General features: G+C 65.8%; 17 protein-coding genes and 1 riboswitch. Of the genes, 2 read left to right on the top strand and 15 right to left on the bottom strand.

Going from position 1 to position 22,989, the window contains the following annotated elements; genetic code table 11:
* The gene (locus tag V8683_RS03640; protein ID WP_411190620.1) at nt 1–1,494 is read right to left on the bottom strand and encodes a c-type cytochrome; all 1,494 of its coding nucleotides are present in this window, start codon (nt 1,492–1,494) and stop codon (nt 1–3) included.
* A 397-nt stretch (nt 1,495–1,891) separates the two neighbouring features.
* Nucleotides 1,892–2,099: riboswitch (cobalamin riboswitch) on the top strand.
* Between the two features lie 88 nt (nt 2,100–2,187).
* Here V8683_RS03640 and V8683_RS03635 point away from each other — a divergent pair.
* Entirely contained in the window at nt 2,188–4,137 is a 1,950-nt protein-coding gene (locus V8683_RS03635; protein ID WP_411190619.1) for a TonB-dependent receptor domain-containing protein, read from the top strand.
* 43 nt (nt 4,138–4,180) lie between these two features.
* Here V8683_RS03635 and V8683_RS03630 read toward each other — a convergent pair whose 3' ends face one another.
* The 9 genes from V8683_RS03630 to V8683_RS03590 form a co-directional block, all read right to left on the bottom strand.
* Complete coding sequence (locus V8683_RS03630; protein ID WP_411190618.1) at nt 4,181–4,975, bottom strand: DUF1223 domain-containing protein; 795 nt, start codon at nt 4,973–4,975, stop codon at nt 4,181–4,183.
* A 179-nt stretch (nt 4,976–5,154) separates the two neighbouring features.
* Nucleotides 5,155–6,945: an acyl-CoA dehydrogenase gene (locus V8683_RS03625; RefSeq protein ID WP_411190617.1), complete on the bottom strand. Its 1,791-nt coding sequence runs from the start codon at nt 6,943–6,945 to the stop codon at nt 5,155–5,157.
* A 284-nt stretch (nt 6,946–7,229) separates the two neighbouring features.
* Nucleotides 7,230–8,234: an AraC family transcriptional regulator gene (locus V8683_RS03620; protein WP_411190616.1), complete on the bottom strand. Its 1,005-nt coding sequence runs from the start codon at nt 8,232–8,234 to the stop codon at nt 7,230–7,232.
* 754 nt (nt 8,235–8,988) lie between these two features.
* Nucleotides 8,989–9,996 (bottom strand): rhamnose ABC transporter substrate-binding protein, encoded by a 1,008-nt coding sequence (gene rhaS / locus V8683_RS03615; RefSeq protein ID WP_411190614.1) that lies wholly within the window; start codon nt 9,994–9,996, stop codon nt 8,989–8,991.
* A gap of 169 nt (nt 9,997–10,165) precedes the next feature.
* Nucleotides 10,166–11,173: an ABC transporter permease gene (locus V8683_RS03610; protein WP_411190613.1), complete on the bottom strand. Its 1,008-nt coding sequence runs from the start codon at nt 11,171–11,173 to the stop codon at nt 10,166–10,168.
* Nucleotides 11,166–12,233, bottom strand: coding sequence for an ABC transporter permease (locus V8683_RS03605; protein WP_411190612.1), 1,068 nt, complete (start codon nt 12,231–12,233; stop codon nt 11,166–11,168). Before V8683_RS03605 ends, V8683_RS03610 begins: the two co-directional genes overlap by 8 nt.
* Nucleotides 12,230–13,765 (bottom strand): sugar ABC transporter ATP-binding protein, encoded by a 1,536-nt coding sequence (locus V8683_RS03600; protein ID WP_411190611.1) that lies wholly within the window; start codon nt 13,763–13,765, stop codon nt 12,230–12,232. Before V8683_RS03600 ends, V8683_RS03605 begins: the two co-directional genes overlap by 4 nt.
* Before the next feature lie 24 nt (nt 13,766–13,789).
* Nucleotides 13,790–14,683 carry an amidohydrolase family protein gene (locus V8683_RS03595; protein ID WP_411190610.1) on the bottom strand — a complete coding sequence of 298 codons (894 nt, stop codon included), beginning with the start codon at nt 14,681–14,683 and terminating at the stop codon, nt 13,790–13,792.
* Between the two features lie 17 nt (nt 14,684–14,700).
* Nucleotides 14,701–15,015, bottom strand: a complete 315-nt coding sequence (locus V8683_RS03590) for an L-rhamnose mutarotase (RefSeq protein WP_411190609.1) — start codon at nt 15,013–15,015, stop codon at nt 14,701–14,703.
* A gap of 126 nt (nt 15,016–15,141) precedes the next feature.
* Here V8683_RS03590 and V8683_RS03585 point away from each other — a divergent pair, with 126 nt between their 5' ends.
* Nucleotides 15,142–16,137: a LysR family transcriptional regulator gene (locus tag V8683_RS03585; RefSeq protein WP_411190608.1), complete on the top strand. Its 996-nt coding sequence runs from the start codon at nt 15,142–15,144 to the stop codon at nt 16,135–16,137.
* On the opposite strand, the gene V8683_RS03580 is transcribed toward V8683_RS03585, so the two are convergent.
* The 5 genes from V8683_RS03580 to V8683_RS03560 form a co-directional block, all read right to left on the bottom strand.
* Nucleotides 16,131–16,913, bottom strand: coding sequence for an SDR family NAD(P)-dependent oxidoreductase (locus V8683_RS03580; RefSeq protein WP_411190607.1), 783 nt, complete (start codon nt 16,911–16,913; stop codon nt 16,131–16,133). The genes V8683_RS03585 and V8683_RS03580 overlap by 7 nt on opposite strands.
* A 42-nt stretch (nt 16,914–16,955) precedes the next feature.
* Complete coding sequence (gene rhmD, locus V8683_RS03575; protein WP_411190606.1) at nt 16,956–18,134, bottom strand: L-rhamnonate dehydratase; 1,179 nt, start codon at nt 18,132–18,134, stop codon at nt 16,956–16,958.
* A 23-nt stretch (nt 18,135–18,157) separates the two neighbouring features.
* Entirely contained in the window at nt 18,158–19,486 is a 1,329-nt protein-coding gene (locus V8683_RS03570) for an MFS transporter (RefSeq protein WP_462847696.1), read from the bottom strand.
* A 96-nt stretch (nt 19,487–19,582) separates the two neighbouring features.
* On the bottom strand, nt 19,583–20,335 hold the full coding sequence (locus tag V8683_RS03565) for an SDR family NAD(P)-dependent oxidoreductase (RefSeq protein WP_411192472.1): 753 nt from the start codon (nt 20,333–20,335) through the stop codon (nt 19,583–19,585).
* Between the two features lie 245 nt (nt 20,336–20,580).
* A complete protein-coding gene (locus V8683_RS03560; protein WP_411192471.1) occupies nt 20,581–22,866 on the bottom strand; it encodes an NADP-dependent malic enzyme in 2,286 nt (761 codons plus the stop codon).
* Nucleotides 22,867–22,989 lie beyond the last annotated feature (123 nt).

Genomic DNA, 22,989 nt, shown 5'->3' with positions numbered 1-22,989 from the left:
CTAGTTCCTCGACGGCGCCGGCTGCCCCGCCGCATGTTGTTCCTGTTCCGCAACCAGCGCGGCCGCGTTCGCGCCGCTGCTTTTGCCACCGCTCTTGCCGTCATTCGCGGCAGCAACGGCGCGTTGTTCCGCCGCGTGCTGCTGCGCGATCAACTGGTCGACGTTCTTGCCGCTATCCACGGCTGCGAGGTAATGCGCAATGGCGCGAATCTCGTTGTCGGGCAGGTCGATGCGCGGCATGTAGGGCTGCGTGCCGTATTTCAGCGGACCGCGCAGGAAGGCCGCGATCATGTCTTCGTCGGTGGCCATGTGCAGCTTGTCGGGCAGGCTGCGCAGCGGGCCGCCCGGTTCGAGCGAGTGGCAGTTCGCGCAGGCCACCTTGGTCAGCAGGCGGCCCACTTCGAGCTCGTTGGCATCGGTCACGGTTCTCAGGCGGTCCGGCACGAACGGATGCAACTGGAGCAGGCCATGCTCGGCAATGCGCTCGACTTCCGAATGAATGCCCTTGCCGGGCACGTCGCGCGCGATCACCTGATTACCGTAGATGTACTGCCCCGCCACGTACGGCTTGCGCATCGACTCGCGCATGCGCTCTTCGGGCCACACCCCCACCACGGCAATGAACAGGAAGAGCGAAATCGCCAGCGACGTATAGACGCGCTGCGGGAAGGCCCAGGCGAAGCCGAGCCAGAGCGTCGCCACGGCAAACACCGCGACCATTCCCCTGGCGTAGACGGGCAGCAGATGCGTGTCGAGCATTACGAGCGCGTTTTGCGGCAGCGTGCGCAGGTAGTAGAAAAACATCACGACGGCCACGGCGCCGCCAAGGAGTCCCACCGGGGCGATCATGCGCACGACGCTGCGGCGCAGCGCGGGATCGCTCACGCGGCTGGCCACCAGCAGTCCGACGAGCGCCGCCATCACGATCATGCCGCCCGTGCGGGTGCCGAGCTGCGCGAAGAAGTTGACGTTGTAGAACGCCTCGCTCGTCGAGCCGGTCTGGTACCAGCTATCGTGGCCCGGCCACATCATGAACGAGAGCACGCCGACGATCAGCAGCATCGTCGCCCACGAAGCGAGCGCGAACGACCACGTCAGCTTCAGGTGGGTGCGCGCATCGATCTTGCCGATCAGGTAGACGAGCGCGTAGACGCCAATGACTTCAACCGTGAAGTAGACCCACTCGCTCGCCCAGACCCAGACGAAGTTGTGGATCAGCCCGCTCACGCCGCGCGGACTCGCCACGGTGATCGCATACCAGATCCCCGGGCCCGTGATCGAGCCGATGATGTACGAGAACACGAGCAGGAACATGCCGTAGCGCTTGATGAACTCCATCAGCTGCGGCTTGTTCTCGCGGTAGGCCCGCGTTTCGAGCAGCGCGAACAGAAACGAAGCGCCGACCGATGTGTGGGACGCCACGACGTGTATCACGCCGATGATCCCCATGACCCAGGCCGTACCGATGCCCGGAACGTAAAACGTCGGGTACATGCCGAGCATGTCCATACGTCTCCCCCTTCTTCTGTAGATCCGATCCGGATGAGCGGACGCCGCGCGCCCTCTGTGCACCCGCTATGCACCCCTGACTTCCGGATCAATGACGACACCTGAAATTCAGGGAGGGCCATGCTAGCAAAAGGTCCGCGTGGCTAACGCTGCGTAGCAGTTATGTTTGGAATCATGTCGGGAATCGCGCAGACCGGGCATCCACGCACCGCTGCAGCCGGAGCGGCAATGCGGACTGGCCCGCTCGACCGGGGATTTCTTTCATTTTTATTTCGGGCGCCGGCCGCTAACGCACCGGGAAACGCACCTCGTGCTGCGCGCCTTCCGTGCCTTTTTCGCATCACCCGCGGCCCGGACAATTGACGCGGCGAACCATGGCGCATTAACCTTGCGCGCTGATGGTTCCCGGCGACGGGATCAAAAGGGAACGCAGTAAAGGCGCGCCTCAAAAACGCGCGCTTCGAGACTGCGGCTGCCCCCGCAACTGTGAGCGGCGAGTCCATGCCCGCGCGAGCCACTGGGAAACCGGGAAGGCCGGCAGAGGACGCAGACCCGCGAGCCAGGAGACCTGCCATCAACCGAGGTCCATGCAGCCGCAACGGGCGGGGTGTCCCGAAGCGCCAGCGCCGCTACGCGCGGCTGCTCGCTGCAGGGACAGCCCTGACCTCAGCCCCGCACATGAAACTAAAACAATTCATTCTCACGTCGGCCGTGACGGCCTGCGCGTGGCACAACGCCCATGCCGCCGACGACGCGACGCTCGCACAACAGGACCAGACCGATCAGACTGACGAGGCGCACGGCGAAACCGCGCTGCCGAGCATTCTCGTTGTCGGCGACACGCAGCATCTGCCGCAGTCGTTCGACCGGCGCTACGCGAGCACCCAGGTCCTCACGCGCGCGGACCTCGATCGTCTCGCTCCGCAAGATCCCAGCATCACCCAGGCGCTTGCCACGCTGCCCGGCGTGACGGTTTCGCAGAACGGCGGGCCGGGATCGGCGGCTTCGGTCAGCATCCGCGGCTCGTCAGCCCAGCAGGTGGCCGTCTTCATCGACGGCATACGTATTGGCTCCGCCACCACGGGCGAGGCCGAATGGGCCGATCTGCCGACCGAGGCGTTCGACCGCGTCGAGGTGATTTCCGGGCCGGCCGCCGCCTCGTTCGGCGCGGATGCGGTGGGCGGCGTCGTGCAGCTCTTCACGCGCCACGCGTCGAACCAGCCGAACCAGACCACGGTCTCGTTCGGCGGCGGCTCGAACAAGACCTTCGACACGCAGGTCCGCACCTCGGGCACGGTCCCCTCCACCGGGCCGCTGGCCGCGCTGGGCGGCCTGACGTATTCGCTCGGCCTGCACGACTACAACACTGCGGGCATCGACGCGACCCAGCCGTGGGCCTACGGCCACGAAGACGGGCGCAATCCGTATCACGCCCAAGACGTGGATGCGCGCCTCGGCTATGCGCGCGACAACTGGTCGATCTCGACGTTCATGCTCTATCACCGCTCCGATCTGTCTTACGACAACGCGGGCGGCGACGACCGGCAGCTCGATCATCAACTGACCACGGGCATTGCGTTCCACTGGGACATCACGCCGACCACGCAGTTCGATCAGTCGGTGGGCTACGCAACCGATCGTCAGTTCGTCTACGCGAATGATCCGACGATTCCCACCGACGAAATCGACTCCACGCGCTTCAGCACGTCCACGTCGCTCACGCACCAGGAGACGGGCAACCGATTGTTCGGACTGCCATTCACCGGAGAGACGAAGCTCGCCTACGACTTCACGCGCGAACAGGCTTTCCTGCCGGTAGATATCCCGACCGGCGTACCCACCCGCGACGATTCGGCGGTGTCGCTGCACCAGTCGACCACGCTCGGCCCGTGGACGCTGTTCCTCGCAGGGCGCCACGAGATCGTCGAAGGCCAGACGGTGAACACGGGCAATGTCTCGCTGGCGTGGGAGATCACGCCGGTCTACACGGCGCGCGTGTCTTATGGCAACGCCTTCCGCCTGCCAACGTTCGACGATCTCTACTATCCGCAGTACGGCAATCCCGATCTGCAACCGGAACGCAGCGACAGCGTCGAAGCGGCCCTCGATGCCAACACGTCGTTCGGCACCTTCACGGCCGCCATCTACGACACGCGTTTCCACGACCTGATTGCTTACAGTTCGGAGACCTTTATACCGTTCAACGTCGGCCGTGCGCATATCCAGGGCATCGACCTCTCATACAAGGGCACGCTCGGCAAGTCCACGCCGGTGAGCCTCACCGTCGGCCTGCTGAATCCGGAAGACGTCACCGACGATACCTGGCTGAACCGCCGGCCGCGGCAGACAGTCAACCTGAGCGTCGATCACACGTGGGACGAGTTCCACCTCCACGCGCTCAGCACGGGCATCTCGATTCTCTACAACGGATCGACCTTCGACGATCAGGAGAACACAATTTACCTGCCTTCGTGGACGACGGTCAGTCTGCGCGCTTCTTATCAGATCAATCCGCACCTCGCGCTGTCCGCCTCGCTGGCGAATCTGTTCAACCGGCAGTACATGACGGCCTATGGGTATAACAGCCTTGGGCGGACGGCGTTTGGGAAGATTGCGTATACGTTCTGATGGTGATGGGTCCACCACGCGGCCTCGTGAGGCGCTGCCTCGCTCACGAGGCCCCGCAAGTTCCAGCCCTCACGGCCTGCAAAACCTGATCGCGCCCGTTCTGCACCAGTGCGACAAAATGCAGACGCGCGCGGTCCCATTGGGGAGGCACGGCGATATCGCGCCGCACGATTCCGCCCTGCGAACCCAGTGAAACAGGCCCCACCCAGAGCCGCACGACACTGTCGTGCGAAAGCGTCGTGCCGCCGTTTTCGCCTCGCAGCACATGCGAGACGAGCCCGTCTTCCGTAACGGCGAAATAGAGCTGCGCGCCGTCCGCCGGTAACGCACGAGTATCGCGAGGCGTAACCCTCGCCTCCAGCTCGACGGTGTTATTCGCATCGGAGCGCGTCGTCAGCGCTATCTCCACCGGCGCGGGTGTGGTGTTGATCCTGCGGATCGCTTCGGGCAACGTGCCATGCCATGAGCGAATCTCCTCGCCGTTCGCGAAAAATTCCGGCGTGTAGACGAAGGTGCCGTGACCGGCGGCCACGAGTTCGCTCTGGCGGGCGTCGAAGACCTTCTGCGCCATCACGTCCTGCCAGCCCAGGCTGTCCCAGTACGTCACGTGCAAGCCGAGCGGAATCACGGCCGATCCCGGACTGGCTTCGCGCGAGAGCATGCTCAACTCGCGATCGGCCGGCGGGCAACTCGAACAGCCTTCGCTCGTATAGAGCTCAACCACGGCCGCAGTACCGGGCCCGCTCGTCGCGTGGCAAGCATCCGACGCATAGGACGCGTTCGCCACCAGTAAGGCGAGCATCAACAGGAAACCACCGAGCAGACCAACGAGGCGCATGATGTCCCTCCACAGCGGCACGCCCGCGCGGGCGCGCGGGTCAGCGGATCGGTAAGGCGGCACAAGTCGCCTGGACCCTGCTGTTAATTCGGCTGGAAGTTCGGTGGGGTTACAGCAGATCAGGAATTTTCGCGAGCGGGCCGGGCGACAAGAATGCCGCCCGGCCCCAGACTCGCCAATCAGAACTGGTCTTCCGCCAGCGCGAGCACGCCTTGCGCGCCGCGCGCACTGAGCACGGACGCCTCGAAACCGCTCGCGAGCGGCAGCACATGCTCCGCATAGAACTGGGCAATCGCGATCTTCGCGTCATGGAACGACGGGTCGTCCGAGCGGTTGCGTTGCGCGGCCAACAACGCGCGCGCCATTTGCCAGCCGCACAGCACGACGCCCGCCAGCTTCAGATACGGCACGCTGCCCGCGAACACCGCATTCGGATCGGTCTTCGTGTTCGCCACGACGAACGCCACCACGTTCGCCAGCACCTTTGCGCCCTGCTCCAGTTGCGCGCGCATCGATGCCGCCGCCGGACCGTCCGCCTTCGCCAGTGCATCGACCGTGGCGGCAACTTCGGCCAGCAGCGCCTTCGCCACCGCACCGCCGTCGCGCACGGTCTTGCGGCCCACGAGATCATTGGCCTGAATGGCCGTCGTGCCTTCGTAGATCGCGAGAATGCGCGCATCGCGGTAATACTGTGCGGCGCCCGTCTCCTCGATGAAGCCCATGCCGCCGTGCACCTGCACGCCGAGGCTTGCCACCTCGTTGACCATCTCCGTGCTCCAGCCCTTCACGATGGGTACGAGGTACTCGTAGACCGCCTGATGACGTGCGCGCTCCGCAGCGTCCGAATGCCGATGGGCGTGATCGCTGTGGGCCGCCGCCACGTAGGCGAGCGAGCGGGCGCCTTCGGTCAGGGCGCGCATGGTCGCCAGCATGCGGCGCACGTCGGGGTGGTGAATGATGGTGACGGACTGCACCGCCGATCCGTCGACGGGACGGCTCTGCACGCGCTCCTTTGCGTACGCTACAGCTTTCTGATACGCACGGTCGGCCACGCCGATACCCTGCATGCCCACGCCGAAGCGCGCCGCGTTCATCATGATGAACATGTACTCGAGGCCGCGGTTCTCTTCGCCCACGAGGTAGCCCACGGCGCCGCCATGATCGCCGTACTGCAGCACGGCAGTCGGGCTCGCCTTGATGCCGAGCTTGTGCTCGATGGACACGCAATGCACGTCGTTGCGCGCGCCGAGCGAGCCGTCCTCATTGATGAGGAACTTCGGTACGATGAAGAGCGAAATGCCCTTCACGCCGGCGGGCGCATCGGGCGTGCGCGCGAGCACCAGGTGGACGATGTTGTCCGCCATGTCGTGCTCGCCCCACGTGATGAAGATCTTCGTGCCGAAGACCTTGTAGCTGCCGTCGCCCTGCGGTTCGGCGCGCGTGCGCACGAGCGCGAGATCGGAGCCCGCCTGCGGCTCCGTGAGGTTCATCGTGCCGGTCCATTCGCCCGAGATCAGCTTCGGCACGTAGCGCGCCTTCTGCTCTTCGGTACCTGCCGTAAGCAGCGCCTCGATCGCGCCGTCGGTCAAGAGCGGGCACAGCGCGAACGACAGGTTCGCCGCGTTGAGCATTTCGATGCACGGCGTCGCGATCAACTTGGGGAGCGCCTGACCGCCGTACTCGGACGGGTGCTGCAAACCTTGCCAGCCGCCCTCGACGAACTGGCGGAATGCGAGCGCGAACCCCGGCGTCGCCGTGACTTCGCCGTCACGCCAGCTACTGGGCGCGCGATCGCCCTCCACGTTCAGCGGCGCAAGCACTTCGCCGCACAGCTTCGCGGCTTCGTCGAGCACCGCCTGCGCCGTGTCGAGATTCGCGTCCTCGAAGCCCGGCAGCGCAGCGACGCTGTCAATTCCGGCCAGTTCTTTCAGCACGAACAGCATGTCCTTGACGGGGGCGGTGTAGCTCATGATGGTCCTTCCAGTGGTGCGGTAAGAGGGTGGCGCCGCGGCGCGGGTCTCGCCATGGGTCTCGCCGCGGGTCTCGTCGGTAAAGGAGCGGGAACGGCGGGATCTGGGGCAGATCGTAGCGCCAAAGCGGCTTCGCCGACTGTCCAAATCTGCCCACCTGGTGACAAATCTGGCCACGCCGTGCCGGCCAGCCCGCGTGCAGATGCAGGGCGTGGCGCCGCAAGGCGCATCATGCAGCACTGCTGCGATCGATCCGCCCCCCCATCCTGGGTAGGCCAGGCCTCTCAGGCGCGCACGCGGTAGGTGCCGGGCGTGCTGCCCGTCCAGTGGCGGAAGGCGCGGTGGAACGCGCTCGGATCGTCGAAGCCGATGTCGCCGCCGATGGCCGCAATCGTGTCCTGCGTCTCGGTGAGGCGCTGGATGGCGATGTCGCGCCGCAACTCGTCCTTGAGCAACTGGAACGAAGTCTCTTCGGCCGCGAGCCGCCGGCACAGCGTGCGCACGGAGCAATTCAGGTTCTGCGCCGCCGCTTCGATGGTCGGCAGATCGGGCAGCGCGGTGGCCATGAACTGCCGCACGCGATGGCCTGTTCGCTGCTCGCTGAACGTTTCGAAGATCCAGTCGCCGGGCGAGCGCGCGAGAAAGTTGCGCAGATTGCGCTTGCTCTGGCGGATCGGCAGATCCAGATAGGCCGTGCCGAAGCGCATCAGCGTAGCCCGGCAACCAAAGCGCACCGGTCCCGAGAAGAAGTAGCGGTGATCGAGTGCATGGGGCGGTTGCTCGCAGGCGAACTCCACTTGCAGCAACGGGATCTTCTGCCCGATGAGCCAGGAACCGACGCCGTGCGCGAGCTTGAGCATGAGTTCCTGGCCCAGCGGACCGAGGGGGCCGAAGTCGGGGTTCGGACACAGCTCGACCTGCGCCACCGGTCCGATGCGGCGGGACTCGAGACGGAAGTCGTCCAGCACGATGTGGAAGAACTGGCCGAAGCGATGCAATGCCGTTTCGAGGTTGCGCGCGTCGAGCAGGCTCAGGCAGAGGAATTTGAGCGTGCCGCTGCGAAACGGGCGGCTGAAGACGCCGGGCATCTCGTCGTCGAGTTCGATCGCCAGCGCCTGGTAGAGCGTCGAGAACTGCTCTTCGGTCACCCGCGCGCCTGGTTCGCCCAGCAGTTCCGGTGCGATGCCTGCCTGCTTCAGATAACGGTTCGTCACTTCGTCTTTCGCGCCAGCCGCCGCGAGAAAGCCGTTGACGAGGGAGATCGGGACGGTGGCGCTGGGCGCTTGCATTCGGTATCGGAGGGAGTGCGGGGCGGTGGATGCGATATTCTAGTGTAGAAGTTGATGCTGAATTGGGGTGGGGGCCTGCCGGCTCGGTAACGCGGCGGCGCCGTGCTTACTGTGGCTGCGTCTGGTGCGTGTTTGGGATTTGTCGCGGGGTGTTTGATTCGTGGTTCCTGCTGTTTTGGCCTTTCCTTGTGTTCGTGGTGGTCTGCCAGGGTTGCCCCTGTGCGGGGCGGCACCTACTTTCTTTGCCGCGGCAAAGAAAGTAGGCAAAGAAAGCCGCTCACACCGCTAATGCCAGCCACCATTCACCCCGCACCACAATAGCCAGTGGCTCCGGAGCGTCTGTCACCCCGCACCCTCCACGTTAGTGACAAAGGGCTCATACCTCCTGCTGCGCGCTACGCGCGCCGCAGACAGGTCTGCAAGGGAAACCGGCCTTGCTGCGAGGCATTTCGGTGTGCATACCGCTGGTTCGGGTTATGCCCTTCGGCGCGCGCAGCGCCGCCGGAAGGATGAGCGCCTTGTCACTCCGGCTAACGGCCAGTGATGGCAGACGCCCCGGAACCACTACCAAGGTGGGCGAGTGGCGGACGGCGTCACACTGGCGGGGTGAGCGGCTTTCTTTGCCTACTTTCTTTGCCGCGGCAAAGAAAGTAGGTGCCGCCCCGCACAGGGGCAACCCTGGCATACCACCACGAACACAAGAAAACGCCAAAACAACAAGAACCGCAAATATCAAAATTCCAACCCACTCACTTCAAAAATTGAAATTATCGATATTCTGCGCATCGAAAGTCGTCGGCGGCCCGAGTATGACCTCGCCATTCTTGCCGATCGTCCGCTTGCCGAGCTTACCCGCATCGAACGACTCCCCCTCCTTGCCGGTAATATTCCCCGAGGCCAGATTCGCGGCCGCATACGCCGCAAGATACCCCAGTGCACCCGGATCCCAAAGCTGGAACGCCTTCACGGTGCCGTTCTTCACGAACGCACGCATCTGGTTAGGTGTGCCAAGTCCCGTCACGGCCACCTTCCCCTTGCTCGACGACGAAGAGATATAACGCGCAGCCGCAGCAATCCCCACCGAAGTCGGCGCGACGATCGCCTTGAGGTTCGGATACGCTTGCAGCAAACCCTGCGTCTCGACGAAAGACTTCTGGTCGTCATCGTTGCCGTAAGCGATCTTCACGAGCTTCATCTTCGCGTACTCGGGCTTCTTCAGCTCTTCCTGCATCCACTTGATCCAGGTGTTCTGATTGGTCGCATTCGGCGTGGCCGAAAGAATCGCGAACTCTCCTTCCTCGCCCATCAGCTTCGAAACCAACTGGATCTGGCCACGGCCAATGCTCTCGGCATCCGCCTGGTTCACGAAAATCTGCCGGCCGTCGGGCGCCGTATCGGAGTCGAACGTGACGACCTTGACGCCCTGGGACATCGCCTTCTTCAGGTACGGCACGAGCGCGTTCGCGTCGTTGGCGGCAATGACGATCACGTCTTCGTGCTGCGTGATAAGCGTGTTGATATACGACACCTGCGACGATGCTCCGGCATCCGAAGGACCGACCACCTTGCCGTCGCCCTTGAACTCCTTGATCGCGTCCATGCCGCCGTTGTCGGCGATCACTTCATAGGGGTTGTTGATCTGCTTGGGCACGAAGGCGATCTTCAGCCCGTCCTTGATGCCGGCGGCATGCGCCGCCAGGCCTGCACCCAACAGCGTCGCGCACAGCAGCGCTGTGCACATGTGACGTACTGGCTTGAACATGAACGTGTCTCCTCAATGGATACCGGGCGTGTGCCCGGATGGTTGACTGCGTGTTGACGTTCCGCGTGCCTCCTTCCCGACTGGCTGAACCGCCGCAACTGCCGCTTGCTGCCACAACTGCCGCTTGCTACCCGCTTGCTACCTTTACCGCCGCATTTCACTCAACACATCACGCCGCCCGCGCCAACGCGCGCCGGTCCCGCGCCGCGCGCCACCGCGCAGCAAGATTCGGAATCAGCACGGAGGCAAGCAGCAGCGCGCCAGTAACGATCGTGAGCGTTTCGCTGGAAACGTCAGCGAGCGTGAGCGCGTTCTTGAGCACCCCCACGATCAGCAGCGAAAGCAGCACGCCGTACATCGAGCCGCGGCCGCCGAAAATGCTGACGCCCCCGAACAGCACCGCCGCGATCACCGAGAGCTCGAACCCCTCGCCGTTGTCGCCGCGAGCGCTCGTGAAACGCAGCGTATAGACGATGCCCGCAAGCGCGCTCATCGCGCCGGACAGCACGAACAGACGCAGCTTGATCCTGGCGACGTCGATACCCGAGAAAGACGCCGCCGTGCTGTTCGCGCCGATCGCATAGAGGCTGCGGCCAAACGCGGTGGCCTGCAACAGCACGACGAACACCACCGCGCACGCGACCACGATGAGAAACGGCAGCGGAACGAATGTATGGCCCAGCGTGTTCATGCCGAATGCGGTCCACGCCGGCGGAAAGTCGGCAATCGCCTGGTCGCCCAGCAGGACATAGGCGAGCCCGCGAAAAAGCGCGAGCGTGCCGATCGTCACGGCCAGCGAGGGCAGGTTCAGCTTGACGATGACGAGCCCGTTAAGGAGACCCGCAAGCGCTCCCCCGACGATCACGAGCAGCGCCACGAGCGGCATCGGCAGCCCCATGTGCCAGAGCACGCCCATCAGCGCGCTCGACGCGCCCAATACCGAGGCCACCGAAAGATCGATCTCGGCCGCCACGATGATGAGCGTCATGGGCAGCGCCATCAGCGACACTTCGCTGAGGTCGGCCAGGATGTTGCCGACGTTGTCGCCGCTGAGAAACACGGGGGACAGGAGGCGTCCGGCCACCAGCGAGACGATCAGGATTACTACCAGCAGCGCTTCCCAACTGAGCGGCAGGCCGGGGCGGCGGGTCAGCAGAGCGGAATCGGGTTTAGCCATGATCGCGCTTCCTCATCATGCGTTTGGCGACGGAGCGGGCCAGCAGCGTGTCGGCGGCAATGGCCGCGACGATCAGCGCACCCTGAATGGCCTGCTCCCAGAACGGCGAAACATGCAGCACCACGAGCGCGATGCTGATGACGGCCAGCACGAGCGCCCCCAGCGTCGCGCCGAGTATCGTGCCCACGCCGCCCGTGATCGCGACGCTGCCCACCACCGCGGCGGCCACGACCTGCAGTTCGATGCCCTTGGCCGTGCTCGCTTCGACAGTGCCGAAGCGCGCCAGCCACAGCGCGCCCGCCAGTCCCGCGATGGTGCCGCTGATCAGAAAACCCGTGGCGACGCGCCGCTCCACGTTGATGCCGGCAAGCCGCGCAGCCTCGGGATTGGAACCGATGGCGTAGTATTCGCGGCCCGGACGGAACTGCTTCAGGTAGACCGAGAGCCCGACCAGCAGCGCGAGCGCAATGAGCGCGAGCACCGGCACGCCCAGCACGGTGCCGGTGGCGAGCCGTGAGAACGCGTCGGGCAGGCTCGTCGCGTTGATCTGCCCGCCGTGGACCCACGCATAGTCGGCACCGCGAAAGATATAGAGCGTGGAGAGCGTGGCGACGAGCGAAGGCACCCGGCCCGCCGCCACGAGCAGCGCGTTGATGCCTCCGGCGACGAAGCCGATCGCGCAGCCGGCGCCCAGCGCCACGATCACCGGCATATGCGGAAACGCGACATAGAAGCTGCCGACCGCATACGCGCTGATACCGACCGTCGAGCCCACGGAAAGATCGATATGCCGCATGAGGATCACGATCGTCATGCCCGCCGTGAGCAAGGCGACGATCGAGACGTTGAGCAGCACGTCGCGCAGGTTCTGCAAATTCAGGAACTGCGGCTGCGCGAGGGCCGTGCCGCCGACGATCAGCAGCAGCACGACGAAGAGCGTCGTCTCGCGGCTCTTCGCCAGCGCCTCGGCGAGCGCCGGCACGCGGCGGCGCTCGGACGGCGCACCGTCATGCGGCCCGTGCGGCAGCGGCGGATGAGGGGTCGTGGTATGACGCATCATGCGGCGTGCCCCAGGTGGACGTTGGCTTCGCCCAGCGCAGCGCTCATGATGCGCTCTTCGTTCGCGTCGGCGCGCGCGATATCGGCCGTAATGCGGCCCTCGTGCATGACGAGCACGCGGTCGGCCATGCCGAGCACTTCGGGCAATTCGCTGGAAATCATCAGCACGGCCATGCCCTCGCGCACGAGATCGGCGAGCGCGCCGTAGACCTCGGCTTTCGCGCCCACGTCGATGCCGCGCGTGGGCTCGTCGATGATGAGCACCTTCGGCCCCGTGGCCAGCCATTTGCCGAGCACCACTTTCTGCTGGTTGCCGCCCGAGAGCGTGGCCACCGGTGCGTTCAGGTCGCCCGCCTTCAGCCGCAGGCGCGTGCCCCACTGCCCCGCGAGCTGCGTTTCGCGCGCGGCGGAGATGAGGCCGAAACGCACGAGCCTGCCGAGCACCGTCATCGAGGCATTACGCGCGATGCTCAGGTCCAGCGCGAGCCCTTGCTGGCGCCGGTCTTCCGGCACGAGCGCGAGCCCCGCCCGCACGGCCGCCGCGGGCTTGCCCATGGCGAGCGGCTTGCCCGCGATCTGCACTTCGCCCGAATCGCAGGCGTCGATGCCGAAGATCGCCCGCGCCACCTCGCTGCGCCCCGCGCCCACGAGCCCCGCGAGCGCCACGATCTCGCCGCCGCGCACGTCGAACGAGATGTCCTTGAACACGCCGCGGCGCGTGAGCCCACGCACGCGCAGCATGACCTCGCCCGGCGCCACGTCGGCCTTCGGATAGAAGGTGGCGAGGTCGCGGCCCACCATCTTCGCGACGATCTCCTGCGTGCTGAGCGTGGCGGTGGGCGCGTCGAATACCTTCGCGCCGTCGCGCATGATCGTCACGTGTTCCGTGAGCGCGAACACTTCCTCCAGCCGGTGCGTAATGAAGAGGACGGCCACGCCGCGCTCGCGCAGCTTGCGGGCGATCGTGAAAAGCCGCTCCACCTCCGGCAGCGAGAGCGCCGCCGTGGGTTCGTCCATTACGAGCACGTTCGCGTTCAGCGAGAGCGCCTTCGCGATTTCGATCACCTGCTGGTCGGCAATCGAAAGGCCGCGCACGAGACGCCCGGCCTTCAGATCCACGCCGAGCGAGGCAAGCAGCGCGGCCACGTCGCGATGCATCGCGTCGTAGTCGATGCGCCCGAGCCGGTCGAGCGGCTGACGGCCCATATAGATGTTCTCGGCAATCGAAAGGTCGAAGAACAGTGTGGGCTCCTGATAGATCACGGCAATGCCCGCGTCGCGCGCCTCGGCCGGCGTCGCGAACTGGCGCTCGACGCCGTCGATGAGTAGGGTGCCGCTGTCCGGGCGATACACGCCCGCGAGAATCTTCACGAGCGTCGACTTGCCCGCGCCGTTCTCGCCGAGGAGCGCATGCACCTCGCCCGGCTGCAGCGTCAGGCTGCCGTCCACCAGCGCGCGCACGCGCCCGAACGACTTGCTGGCCTGCCTGAGTTCGAGCCGGGGTACGGCGCCGGTCGTTGCCTGGGTTTCCACACGCGTCTCCTGTCGTCCTGCCGGCTAGATCCGGTAAATGCGCTCGGCGTTGCCGATAAAAAGCGCGTCCCGCTCGTCCTCGCTTGCCCCGCTCACGATCTGCGCATACGCCTGCCACAGGTCGTCATAGTTGCCGAACTGCCGGTCCACCGGAAAGTTCGAGGCGAACATCGCCCGCTCGACGCCGAACGCGTCGAGCGTTTCGAGCACATAGGGGCGCAGGCTCTCCACGGTCCATTGGTGATCGAACATCGCCAGCCCGCTGATCTTCACCGTCACGTTCGGGCACGCGGCCAGCGCGCGCAGCCCGTCGCGCCAGGCGCGATAGCCGGCCACGCTGTTGCGGTCCACGAACATGCCCGCGTGGTTCACGATCAACGCGATATCGGGGTGCGCCTGCGCGAGCGCAGCCGCCTCCTCCATCTGAGACGGATAGAGCTGCAGATCGAAGGAGAAGCCATAGCGGGCGACCAAAGCGAAGTTCGCGCGCCACGCGGCGTCGCGCAGAAAATGACGGCCCACATAGTCGTAGAGCGGGTCGGCATGCACGTTGAGGATCTGGCGAATGCCGCGCGTGCGCGAAAACGCGGCATGGCCTTCCAGCACGGCCTGGGCGTTCGGCGCACTGAGGTCTGCGGCGGCGACGATCGCCGCGGGCATCGCATGTTCCCGACCCGCGTCGGCGAGACCTTGCAGCCAGCGCGTTTCCTCGACCGGATCGGCCGGATCGTGATTCGCCTCCACGTGCACGACCTTCAGCACGTCGATGTCGCCGGCCTCGCGCAGCAGGTCGGCGGGCAGGTAGTTGAAGCGGAGCGCGCGCGCGTCGCCCACGAAGGACACGCCCGGATTCGCGAGCCACGGGTAATGATGCGTAGCGAGGTCCCAGAAGTGGACGTGCGGATCGACGACTTGCATAAGAGGCTCCCTCGCGCTCACGCCAGATGAAAGAGCGGCACGAGCGGCGCCTGCACGGGCACGTTGCCCTCGCCCGTCTGCATGATGTCGGCCATGAAATCCCACCATCTGCGCATGATGGGCAGGGTGGGCAGCGTCTCCATCGTGTGATCGTCGCGGCGCTTGAGCACCGCGAACAGATGGTTCGTGGCTTCGTCGAGAAAGATCCAGTAGTCGCTCACGCCCGCTTTCGTGAGTTCCGCCGCCAGCCCGGGCCAGATTTCGCGGTGCCGGCGCGCGTACTCGTCGCGCTGTCCGGGGTTGAGCACCATGCGAAACGCGATAGTCTCCATGCTCGTGTCTCCATCCTGCCCTCTGGTTTTCGTGGATTCCCAGGCAGTTTTCACCGACTATAATTCCCGCATCGATAGCCAACCAATCCGATGTTGGGATCGGGCGATACATAAACCGGATCGCTAATGAACCATCCGACCGCCGTTGTCGCACTCGTCAACCGGCTCCGATTCAAGCACCTCGCGCTGCTCGTCGCGCTCGACGACACGCGCAACGTCCATCAGGCCGCCGACGCCATCAACGTCGCCCAGCCAAGCGGCAGCCGCATGCTCAGCGACATCGAGGAGGCCTTCGGCTTTCGCCTCTTCGAGCGCAATGCGCGCGGCATGCAGCCCACGGCGCTCGGCGTCGTGACGCTCGCCTACGCGCGCCGCGCCCTTGCCGACCTCACGCGCTTCGCCGAAGACCTCGACGTGAAGCGCCGCGGCGGCCACGGCCAACTCACCGTGGGCGCGATCATGGGCGCCGCGCCCGACCTGCTCGCGCAGGCCGTGGCCATGCTGAAGACCGAACGGCCGCTGCTCAACGTGCGCATCCTCGGCGAAACGAGCGATCAGGTGGTTCAACTGCTCCATCGCCGCGAAGTGGATCTCGCGCTCGGGCGCCTCACCACGCCGCTGCAGCACAACGATTTCGGCTTCGAGCCGCTTGCGCGCGAACCGCTCGTGCTCGTGGTGCGTTCGCAGCATCCGCTCGCGCGCCGCGAACGAATCACGCTCGCGGAGCTGATGAACTGGCCGTGGGTCGTGCAGCCCATCACGAGCCCCGCCCGCGAGCTGTTCGAGGGCGAACTGGCGCGCGCCGGGCTCGCCACGCCCGTCAATCTCACGGAATCGGCGTCGATCTTCGCCACGCTGCAACTGCTCGAAAGCTTCGACGCCGTGGCCATGTTGCCCGAGTCGGTCGTGCGCGATCACGTGCGCGGCCGCCTGCTCGCCGTGCTGCCGATCGAGATCGGCAAGAGCCTGCCCGGCTTCGGCGTGCTCACGCGCAAGGGCGAACCGCTCGCGGAGCCGGCCGAGCATTTCGTGGGCCTGCTGCGGCGTTTTTCCCAGCCTTTCAAGGCGGACGAAGCCGTCGCTCATGATCGCGCACACGCGGAAACGCTCGCGCCTCACTGAAGGTTCACGAACAGGCCGCCATCCACCAGCAGCGCCGCGCCCGTGACGTAGCGCGCGCGCTCGGAGGCGAGAAACACCACACATTCGGCCACGTCCTCGGGCGCACCGAGCCGGCCGAGCGGAATGCGCTTCTCGAAATACGCGCGCTTGGCGTCGTCCGCGAGATCCTCCGCATTCAGGTCGGTGGCGATCGTGCCCGGCATGACCGAGTTGCAGCGGATGCCGTAGGGGCCGAGCGCAATGGCGCACGACTGCATCAGCGAGTGCACGCCCGCCTTGGTGGGCGTGTAATGCGTCTGCATGCCGCCGCCCACGAGCGCGCTGATCGAACTCGTCGCCACGATCGCGCCGCCCGTGCCCTGCTCCTTCATCTGCCGCGCCACGGCCTGGGTCACATAGAACGCGCCGTTCAGGTTCACGCCTATCGTGCGTTCGAGCACGGCCGGCGGCATGTCGAGAAACCCATGGAACGGGCAAATGCCCGCATTGCTCGCCAGCACGTCCACCCGGCCGAACTTTTCCACGGTCTCGCGCACGAGGTCGACGCCCGTCTGCGGCGCCGCCACGTTGCCCTCCACGGCAATCGCCCGGCGCCCCAGCCGCGCAATGTCGTCGAGCACTTCGGAAATGGCCGCGCGCCGCCCGTACGACGCGTCGTTGTCCCCCCAGTAATTGATCGCGACATCGGCGCCCTCGCGGGCGCTGGCGAGAGCGATGGCGCGGCCGATACCGCGCGACCCGCCCGTGACGATCACCACCTTGTCCTTGAGCAGCACGTCGTTCTCCTCGTGAATGCTGGCGCGCGGTTAGTGGCGCAGTTAGTGTGTATACGGCCGTGCGAGCGCGCAGTCCGGGTTCAGGCGCACGCCGAAACCCGGCGTGTCCGGCACCTTCATGCGGCCCTTCACCGGTACCGGCTCGTCCAGCAGGAGCGGCGTGAACATCGGCACGACCTGATCGGCCTTCGGCGCCATCATGAGGAACTCGGCGAACGGCGAGTTGTGACGCGTGACCACGAAGTGATAGCTGTAGACCGACGAACCGTGCGGCACGACGAGCACGTTGTGCGCGTCCGCGAGCGCCGAAATCTTGATGAGCTCGGTCATGCCGCCGCACCAGTTCACGTCGGGCTGGATCAGGTCGCAGCAGCCCATCTCCAGCAGCATGCGAAAGCCCCAGCGCGTCGCCTCGTGCTCGCCGGTGGACACCATCATGCCGCGCGGCACGTTGCGGCGCAGTTCGGCATAGCCCCAGTAGTCGTCGGGCGGCAGGCACTCTTCCAGCCACTTCAGGCCGTACTCGTGCGCGGCCTGCGCGAGCCGCGTGGCATAGCGCACGTCGAGGCTCATCCAGCAGTCGTACATGAGCCAGAAGTCGTCGCCCACGCGCTCGCGCATCGTAGCGAGCTTCTCGATGTTCTGGCGCAGCCCCTCCTCGCCTTCGGCCGGACCGTGCTGCAAGGGCAGCTTGCCGCCAATGAAGCCCATCTCCTTCGCGAGGTCCGGACGCGCGCCCGTGGCGTAGAACACCAGTTCGTCGCGCACGGGGCCGCCCAGCAACTGATACACCGGTTCTTCGCGCAGCTTGCCGAGCAGATCCCACAGCGCCAGATCGACGCCCGAGATCGTATTGAGCACCACGCCCTTGCGGCCGTAGTAGAGCGTCGCGTAGTACATCTGATCCCAGATCTTCTCGAGGTCGGTCACGCGCTGGCCTTCGAGAAAGCGCGCGAGATGCCGCTCGACGATGAACGCGCCGATCTCGCCGCCCGTCGTCACCGCAAAGCCCACCGTGCCGTCGCTCGCCTCCACTTCCACGACGAGCGTGCCCAGCACGTCGATGCCGAACGAGCGGCGGCTCGCGCGATACTCGGGATAGCGCGCCATCGGCGTCGAGATGTGGTCGTCGATCCAGTGGCCGGCGGCCTGGTCGTGGTAGTCGGCGCCGCCGCCGCGCACGGTAAAGGCGCGCACGTGTTTGATGGTAGGCATGGCCATGAGGCGTTGCTCCTTGAAGTGGGTTACCGCACGCGCCCCACGGGCGGCTCGAACGATGAGGCCGCCCGCGCGCCGGCGCGGGGAACGACGATGAGAACCAGCAGCGCGGCCGCGAGACTCGCAAGGGCGAGCAGTTCGAGGCCGGCGCTATGCGAAGCGAAAGCGTGATCGGCGCCGGCACGCAGCATGGGTGCGACGAAGCCGCCGAGGCTGCCGAGCGAGTTGATGAGCGCGATGCCGCTCGCCGAAGCGGCGCCCGCCAGATAGCGCGCCGGAAAGGTCCAGAACAGCGGCTGCGCGGCGATGAAACCGCTCGCGGCGCAGCACAGGCCGATCATCGCCACGAGCGGGCTGCCCGCCGCGCCGGACACCGCAATGCCGAGCCCCGCCAGCACGAGCAGGCGCACGGCCCATGCGCGATGGTTGCCGAGCCGGTCGGCGCGACGCGGCACGACCCACGTGAGCGCCACAGCGCACAGCCAGGGCAGTGCCGCGAGCAGACCCACCTTGAGCCCCACGCGCGCCCCCACGAGCGACGCCACCTGCTGCGGCAGAAAGAAGATCACGCCGTAGACGCTCATCTGGATCAGCGCATAGATCGCCGCCCAGGCCAGCACGCGCCGGTCCACGAGTGCGGCCAGCGCGTCGCGCGGACCGTGAGCGGCGGCTTCGCGCGCATCGACCCTGAGCGCGTCGCTCAAGGCGCGTTGTTCGTCGGCGCTGAGCCAGCGCGCGTCGGCGGGGCGGTCGGTCAGATACCAGAACGCCCATACGCCTACCGCCGACGCGAGTCCGCCCTCGACGAGGAAGAGCCACTTCCAGCCCGCCACGCCGAAGGTGCCGTGCAGATCGATCAGGAATCCGGACAAAGGACCGCCGACGATGAACGCAAGCGGCGCACCGAAGTAGAAGACGCCGATGGCGCGCGCACGGGCGGCCTGCGGAAACCACTGCGTGAGGTAGTAGATGATGCCGGGAAAGAACCCGGCCTCGGCCACGCCCAGCAAAAAGCGCAGCGTGCAGAACGAAGCGGGCGTGTGCACGAGGGCCGTGGCCGCCGAGACGACGCCCCAGCTCACCATGATGCGGCACATCCAGATGCGGGCGCCCACGCGGTGCAGCAGCAGATTGCCCGGCACTTCGAAGAGCGCATAGCCCACGAAGAATACGCCGGCGCCGAAGGCGAACGCCGTGTCGGAAAGCCCGGTGTCGTGCTGGAGCGCCTTTTGCGCGAAGCCGATGTTGGCGCGGTCGAGGAACGCCAGCACGTACATCAGCAGCAGGAACGGCAGCAGGCGCCGCATGACCTTGCCGACAACGGCATCGGGCAGCGGGCTGGCCTCGGCTTTCATGGCTGTCTCCTCCTCCGGCGGTGGGTCCGCCGTGATCGTCGCTGTGATCATAGAGCGCCCTTTACGGGCGGGATGCCGCATCGCCCGGCGGGGCACTCAGTAGGTCGCGCGCCCGCCGGAGAGGTCGAATACCGAGCCGGTGCTGAACGCACAATCCTCGGAGGTGAGCCAGACGATCAGCGAAGCCGCCTCTTCGGGCATCAGAAAGCGGTTCATCGGGATCTTCGAGAGCATGTAGTCGATATGCTGCTGCGACATCGAATCGAAGATCTCGGTTTTTGCGGCGGCCGGCGTCACCGCGTTGACGAGCACGTTCTTCGTCGCCAGCTCCTTGCCGAGCGACTTGGTCAGCCCGATCAACCCGGCCTTCGATGCGCTGTAGTGCGAAGCATTCGGATTGCCCTCCTTGCCCGCCACCGAAGCGATGTTGACGATGCGCCCGTAGCCCTGCGCGATCATGTGCGGCACGACGGCGCGGCAGGTCAGATAGCAGCCGATCAGGTTCACTTCGATCACACGGCGCCACATGTCCACGGGCAGTTCCCACGTGAGGCCATTGCCGCCGGTGATGCCCGCGCTGTTGACGAGCGCATGGATCGCGCCGTGCGTTTCGACGGTCTGGTGCGCGGCGGCTTCGACGGAAGTCTCATCGGTCAGCTCGACCTTGACGGCCGACACCTTGCCGAGCGCCGCGAGCTCGCCGCGCGAGCGTTCGAGCCGCTCGCCGTCGGCGTCCCACAGCGCCACCGCGGCGCCGGAGCGCAGCGCGCGCTGTGCGACCGCGTAGCCGATGCCGCGCGCGCCGCCGGTGACCACCATCACGCGGTCCTTGAGATCGATCTGGTTCATTGCGCCTCCTCGGCCGTCTTCATGCGGCGTCTCGTGAAATGGGAATCGAACGTTGCCCAGCCAATATAGGTGCGCCGCGATACGGGAACAATCCGAAAGACGCATGGGGTGATAGCGAAAGCGGATCGCCTTCGTCAGCGGGCCCCTTCGCAAAGAAAAAACGGCGGCCGCTCGCGCGGACCGCCGTTTCAGCAGGGTTCAGCAGGGCAAAGAGCCGAAGAGGAAACGACCCGGACGCCGCCCGATCAGTCGCGATTGGCCTGCAGCACCGTCAACGCGGCCATGTTGACGATGCGGCGCACCGTCGAGCTCGAGGTCAGGACGTTCACCGGCGCGTTCACGCCCAGCAGGAACGGGCCCACGGCCACGTTGCTGCCCGCGCCCGTCTTGAGCAGGTTGTAGGCGATGTTGCCGGAGTCCACGTTCGGGCACACGAGCAGGTTCGCCGCGCCCTTCAGGCGCGAATGCGGCAGGATGCGCTCGCGCAGCGACTCGTCGAGCGCGCAGTCACCGTGCATTTCGCCGTCGATCTCCAGGTCCGGCGCCTGTGCGGTCACGAGCTTCAGCACTTCGCGCATCTTCGTGCCCGAAGCCGAACTGCCCGAGCCGAAGTTCGAGCGCGAGAGCAGCGCGACCTTCGGCGAGAGATTGAGCCATGCCATCTGCTTCGCCGCGGCGATCGTGAACTCGGCGATCGTCGCTGCGTCCGGATTGTCGTTGACGTGCGTGTCCACGAGCGCCACCGTGCGCTTGTCGAGCAGCAGGATGTTCATCGCCGCATAGGTGTTCGCGCCGGGCGCCATGCCGATCGCTTCGTCGACGAAGCGCAGATGGTCGTGGTACGCGCCCACGGTGCCGCACACCATGCCGTCCGCGTCGCCGAGGCGCACCATCATCGCGCCGATCAGCGTGAGGCGACGGCGCATTTCCACGCGCGCCATTTCCTTCGAAATGCCGTCGCGGCAACGCAGTTCCCAATAGGTGGTCCAGTACTGGTGGAAGCGCTCGTCGTACTCGGGGTTCGTCACTTCCACGTCCTCGCCCAGACGCAGGCGCAGGCCGAACTTCTCGATGCGCGCGAGCAGCACTTCGGGACGGCCGATCAGGATCGGACGCGCGAGCTTCTCGTCGACGATCACCTGCACCGCGCGCAGCACGCGCTCTTCCTCGCCCTCGGCGAACACGATGCGCGACTTGCCGCCTTCGCGCACGATCTGCTTGGCCGTCGCGAAGACGGGCTTCATGAACGCGCCCGAGTGATAGACGAACTGCTGGAGCTCGTTCGTGTAAGCCTCGAAGTCGTCGATGGCGCGCGTGGCCACGCCGTCTTCCATCGCGGCCTTCGCCACGGCCGGCGCGATGCGCAGGATCAGGCGCGAATCGAAGGGCTTCGGAATGAAGTACGTCGGGCCGAAGCGCAAGTCATAGGCGCCGTAGGCGGCGGCCACCGAGTCATTCGGCTCTTCCTGGGCGAGTTGCGCGATGGCGCGCACCGCCGCGATCTCCATGTTGCGCGTGATGGTGGTCGCGCCCACGTCCAGCGCGCCGCGGAAGATGTACGGGAAGCACAGGACGTTGTTCACCTGGTTCGGGAAGTCCGAACGGCCCGTCGCGATGACCGCGTCGGCGCGCGCTTCGAGCGCCACTTCCGGGAAGATTTCGGGCGTCGGGTTCGCGAGCGCGAGGATCAGCGGCTTCGCAGCCATCTTCTTGACCATTTCCGCCTTGAGCACGCCGCCCGCCGAGCAGCCGAGGAACACGTCGGCACCTTCGATCACCTCGGAGAGCGAGCGCGCCGCAGTCTCCTGCGCGAAGCGCGCCTTGTCCGGGTCCATCAGTTCCGTGCGGCCCTTGTAGACCACGCCTGCGAGGTCCGTCGCCCAGATGTTTTCGACCGGCAGACCCAGATCGACCATCAGGTCCAGACAGGCCAGCGCCGCCGCGCCCGCGCCCGAGGTCACGACCTTCACGTCGCGGATATCCTTGCCCACCACCTTCAGACCGTTCAGGAACGCGGCCGAGACCGTGATCGCCGTGCCGTGCTGGTCGTCGTGGAAGACGGGGATCTTCATGCGGTCGCGCAGCTTGCGTTCGACGGTGAAACAGTCCGGCGCCTTGATGTCTTCGAGGTTGATGCCGCCGAAGGTCGCTTCGAGGCTCGCGATGATCTCGACGAGCTTGTCCGGGTCGGATTCGGTGATTTCGATGTCGAACACGTCGATGCCGGCGAACTTCTTGAACAGGACCGCCTTGCCCTCCATCACCGGCTTCGACGCCAGCGCGCCGATATTGCCGAGGCCCAGCACAGCCGAACCGTTCGTGATGACGCCCACCAGATTGCCGCGGCTCGTGTACTTGAACGAGTTCTGCGGGTCCGTGACGATCTCCTCGCAGGCCACGGCCACGCCCGGCGTGTAGGCCAGGGCCAGATCGCGCTGCGTGATGAGCGGCTTGCTTGCCGTTACCGAGATTTTCCCGGGGGTCGGGTACTGGTGGTACTCCAGGGCTGCCTGGCGATCCGTCTCGTTCATGTTCCTCACTCGCTCTCTTTAGGGCCGGACAGTCCCGGCTACGTTCGAATGAGTCGATTCTAGGCAGCCGCCATAATCTGCCAATTTTGATTTAGTATGACACCATCACTTTTTTCTTATACT

This window comes from Paraburkholderia sp. AV2, assembly GCF_054968425.1.
Note: the sequence above shows the minus strand (reverse complement) of the source record. Positions and strands in the feature narration are given on the sequence as shown.

What these genes read in the sequence shown, in the direction of transcription:
- V8683_RS03640 (WP_411190620.1), bottom strand. Translation starts at nt 1,494, where the DNA reads ATGTACCCGACGTTTTACGTTCCGGGCATCGGTACGGCCTGGGTCATG.
- V8683_RS03635 (WP_411190619.1), top strand. Translation starts at nt 2,188, where the DNA reads ATGAAACTAAAACAATTCATTCTCACGTCGGCCGTGACGGCCTGCGCG.
- V8683_RS03630 (WP_411190618.1), bottom strand. Translation starts at nt 4,975, where the DNA reads ATGCGCCTCGTTGGTCTGCTCGGTGGTTTCCTGTTGATGCTCGCCTTA.
- V8683_RS03625 (WP_411190617.1), bottom strand. Translation starts at nt 6,945, where the DNA reads ATGAGCTACACCGCCCCCGTCAAGGACATGCTGTTCGTGCTGAAAGAA.
- V8683_RS03620 (WP_411190616.1), bottom strand. Translation starts at nt 8,234, where the DNA reads ATGCAAGCGCCCAGCGCCACCGTCCCGATCTCCCTCGTCAACGGCTTT.
- rhaS (WP_411190614.1), bottom strand. Translation starts at nt 9,996, where the DNA reads ATGTTCAAGCCAGTACGTCACATGTGCACAGCGCTGCTGTGCGCGACG.
- V8683_RS03610 (WP_411190613.1), bottom strand. Translation starts at nt 11,173, where the DNA reads ATGGCTAAACCCGATTCCGCTCTGCTGACCCGCCGCCCCGGCCTGCCG.
- V8683_RS03605 (WP_411190612.1), bottom strand. Translation starts at nt 12,233, where the DNA reads ATGATGCGTCATACCACGACCCCTCATCCGCCGCTGCCGCACGGGCCG.
- V8683_RS03595 (WP_411190610.1), bottom strand. Translation starts at nt 14,683, where the DNA reads ATGCAAGTCGTCGATCCGCACGTCCACTTCTGGGACCTCGCTACGCAT.
- V8683_RS03590 (WP_411190609.1), bottom strand. Translation starts at nt 15,015, where the DNA reads ATGGAGACTATCGCGTTTCGCATGGTGCTCAACCCCGGACAGCGCGAC.
- V8683_RS03585 (WP_411190608.1), top strand. Translation starts at nt 15,142, where the DNA reads ATGAACCATCCGACCGCCGTTGTCGCACTCGTCAACCGGCTCCGATTC.
- rhmD (WP_411190606.1), bottom strand. Translation starts at nt 18,134, where the DNA reads ATGGCCATGCCTACCATCAAACACGTGCGCGCCTTTACCGTGCGCGGC.
- V8683_RS03570 (WP_462847696.1), bottom strand. Translation starts at nt 19,486, where the DNA reads ATGAAAGCCGAGGCCAGCCCGCTGCCCGATGCCGTTGTCGGCAAGGTC.
- V8683_RS03565 (WP_411192472.1), bottom strand. Translation starts at nt 20,335, where the DNA reads ATGAACCAGATCGATCTCAAGGACCGCGTGATGGTGGTCACCGGCGGC.
- V8683_RS03560 (WP_411192471.1), bottom strand. Translation starts at nt 22,866, where the DNA reads ATGAACGAGACGGATCGCCAGGCAGCCCTGGAGTACCACCAGTACCCG.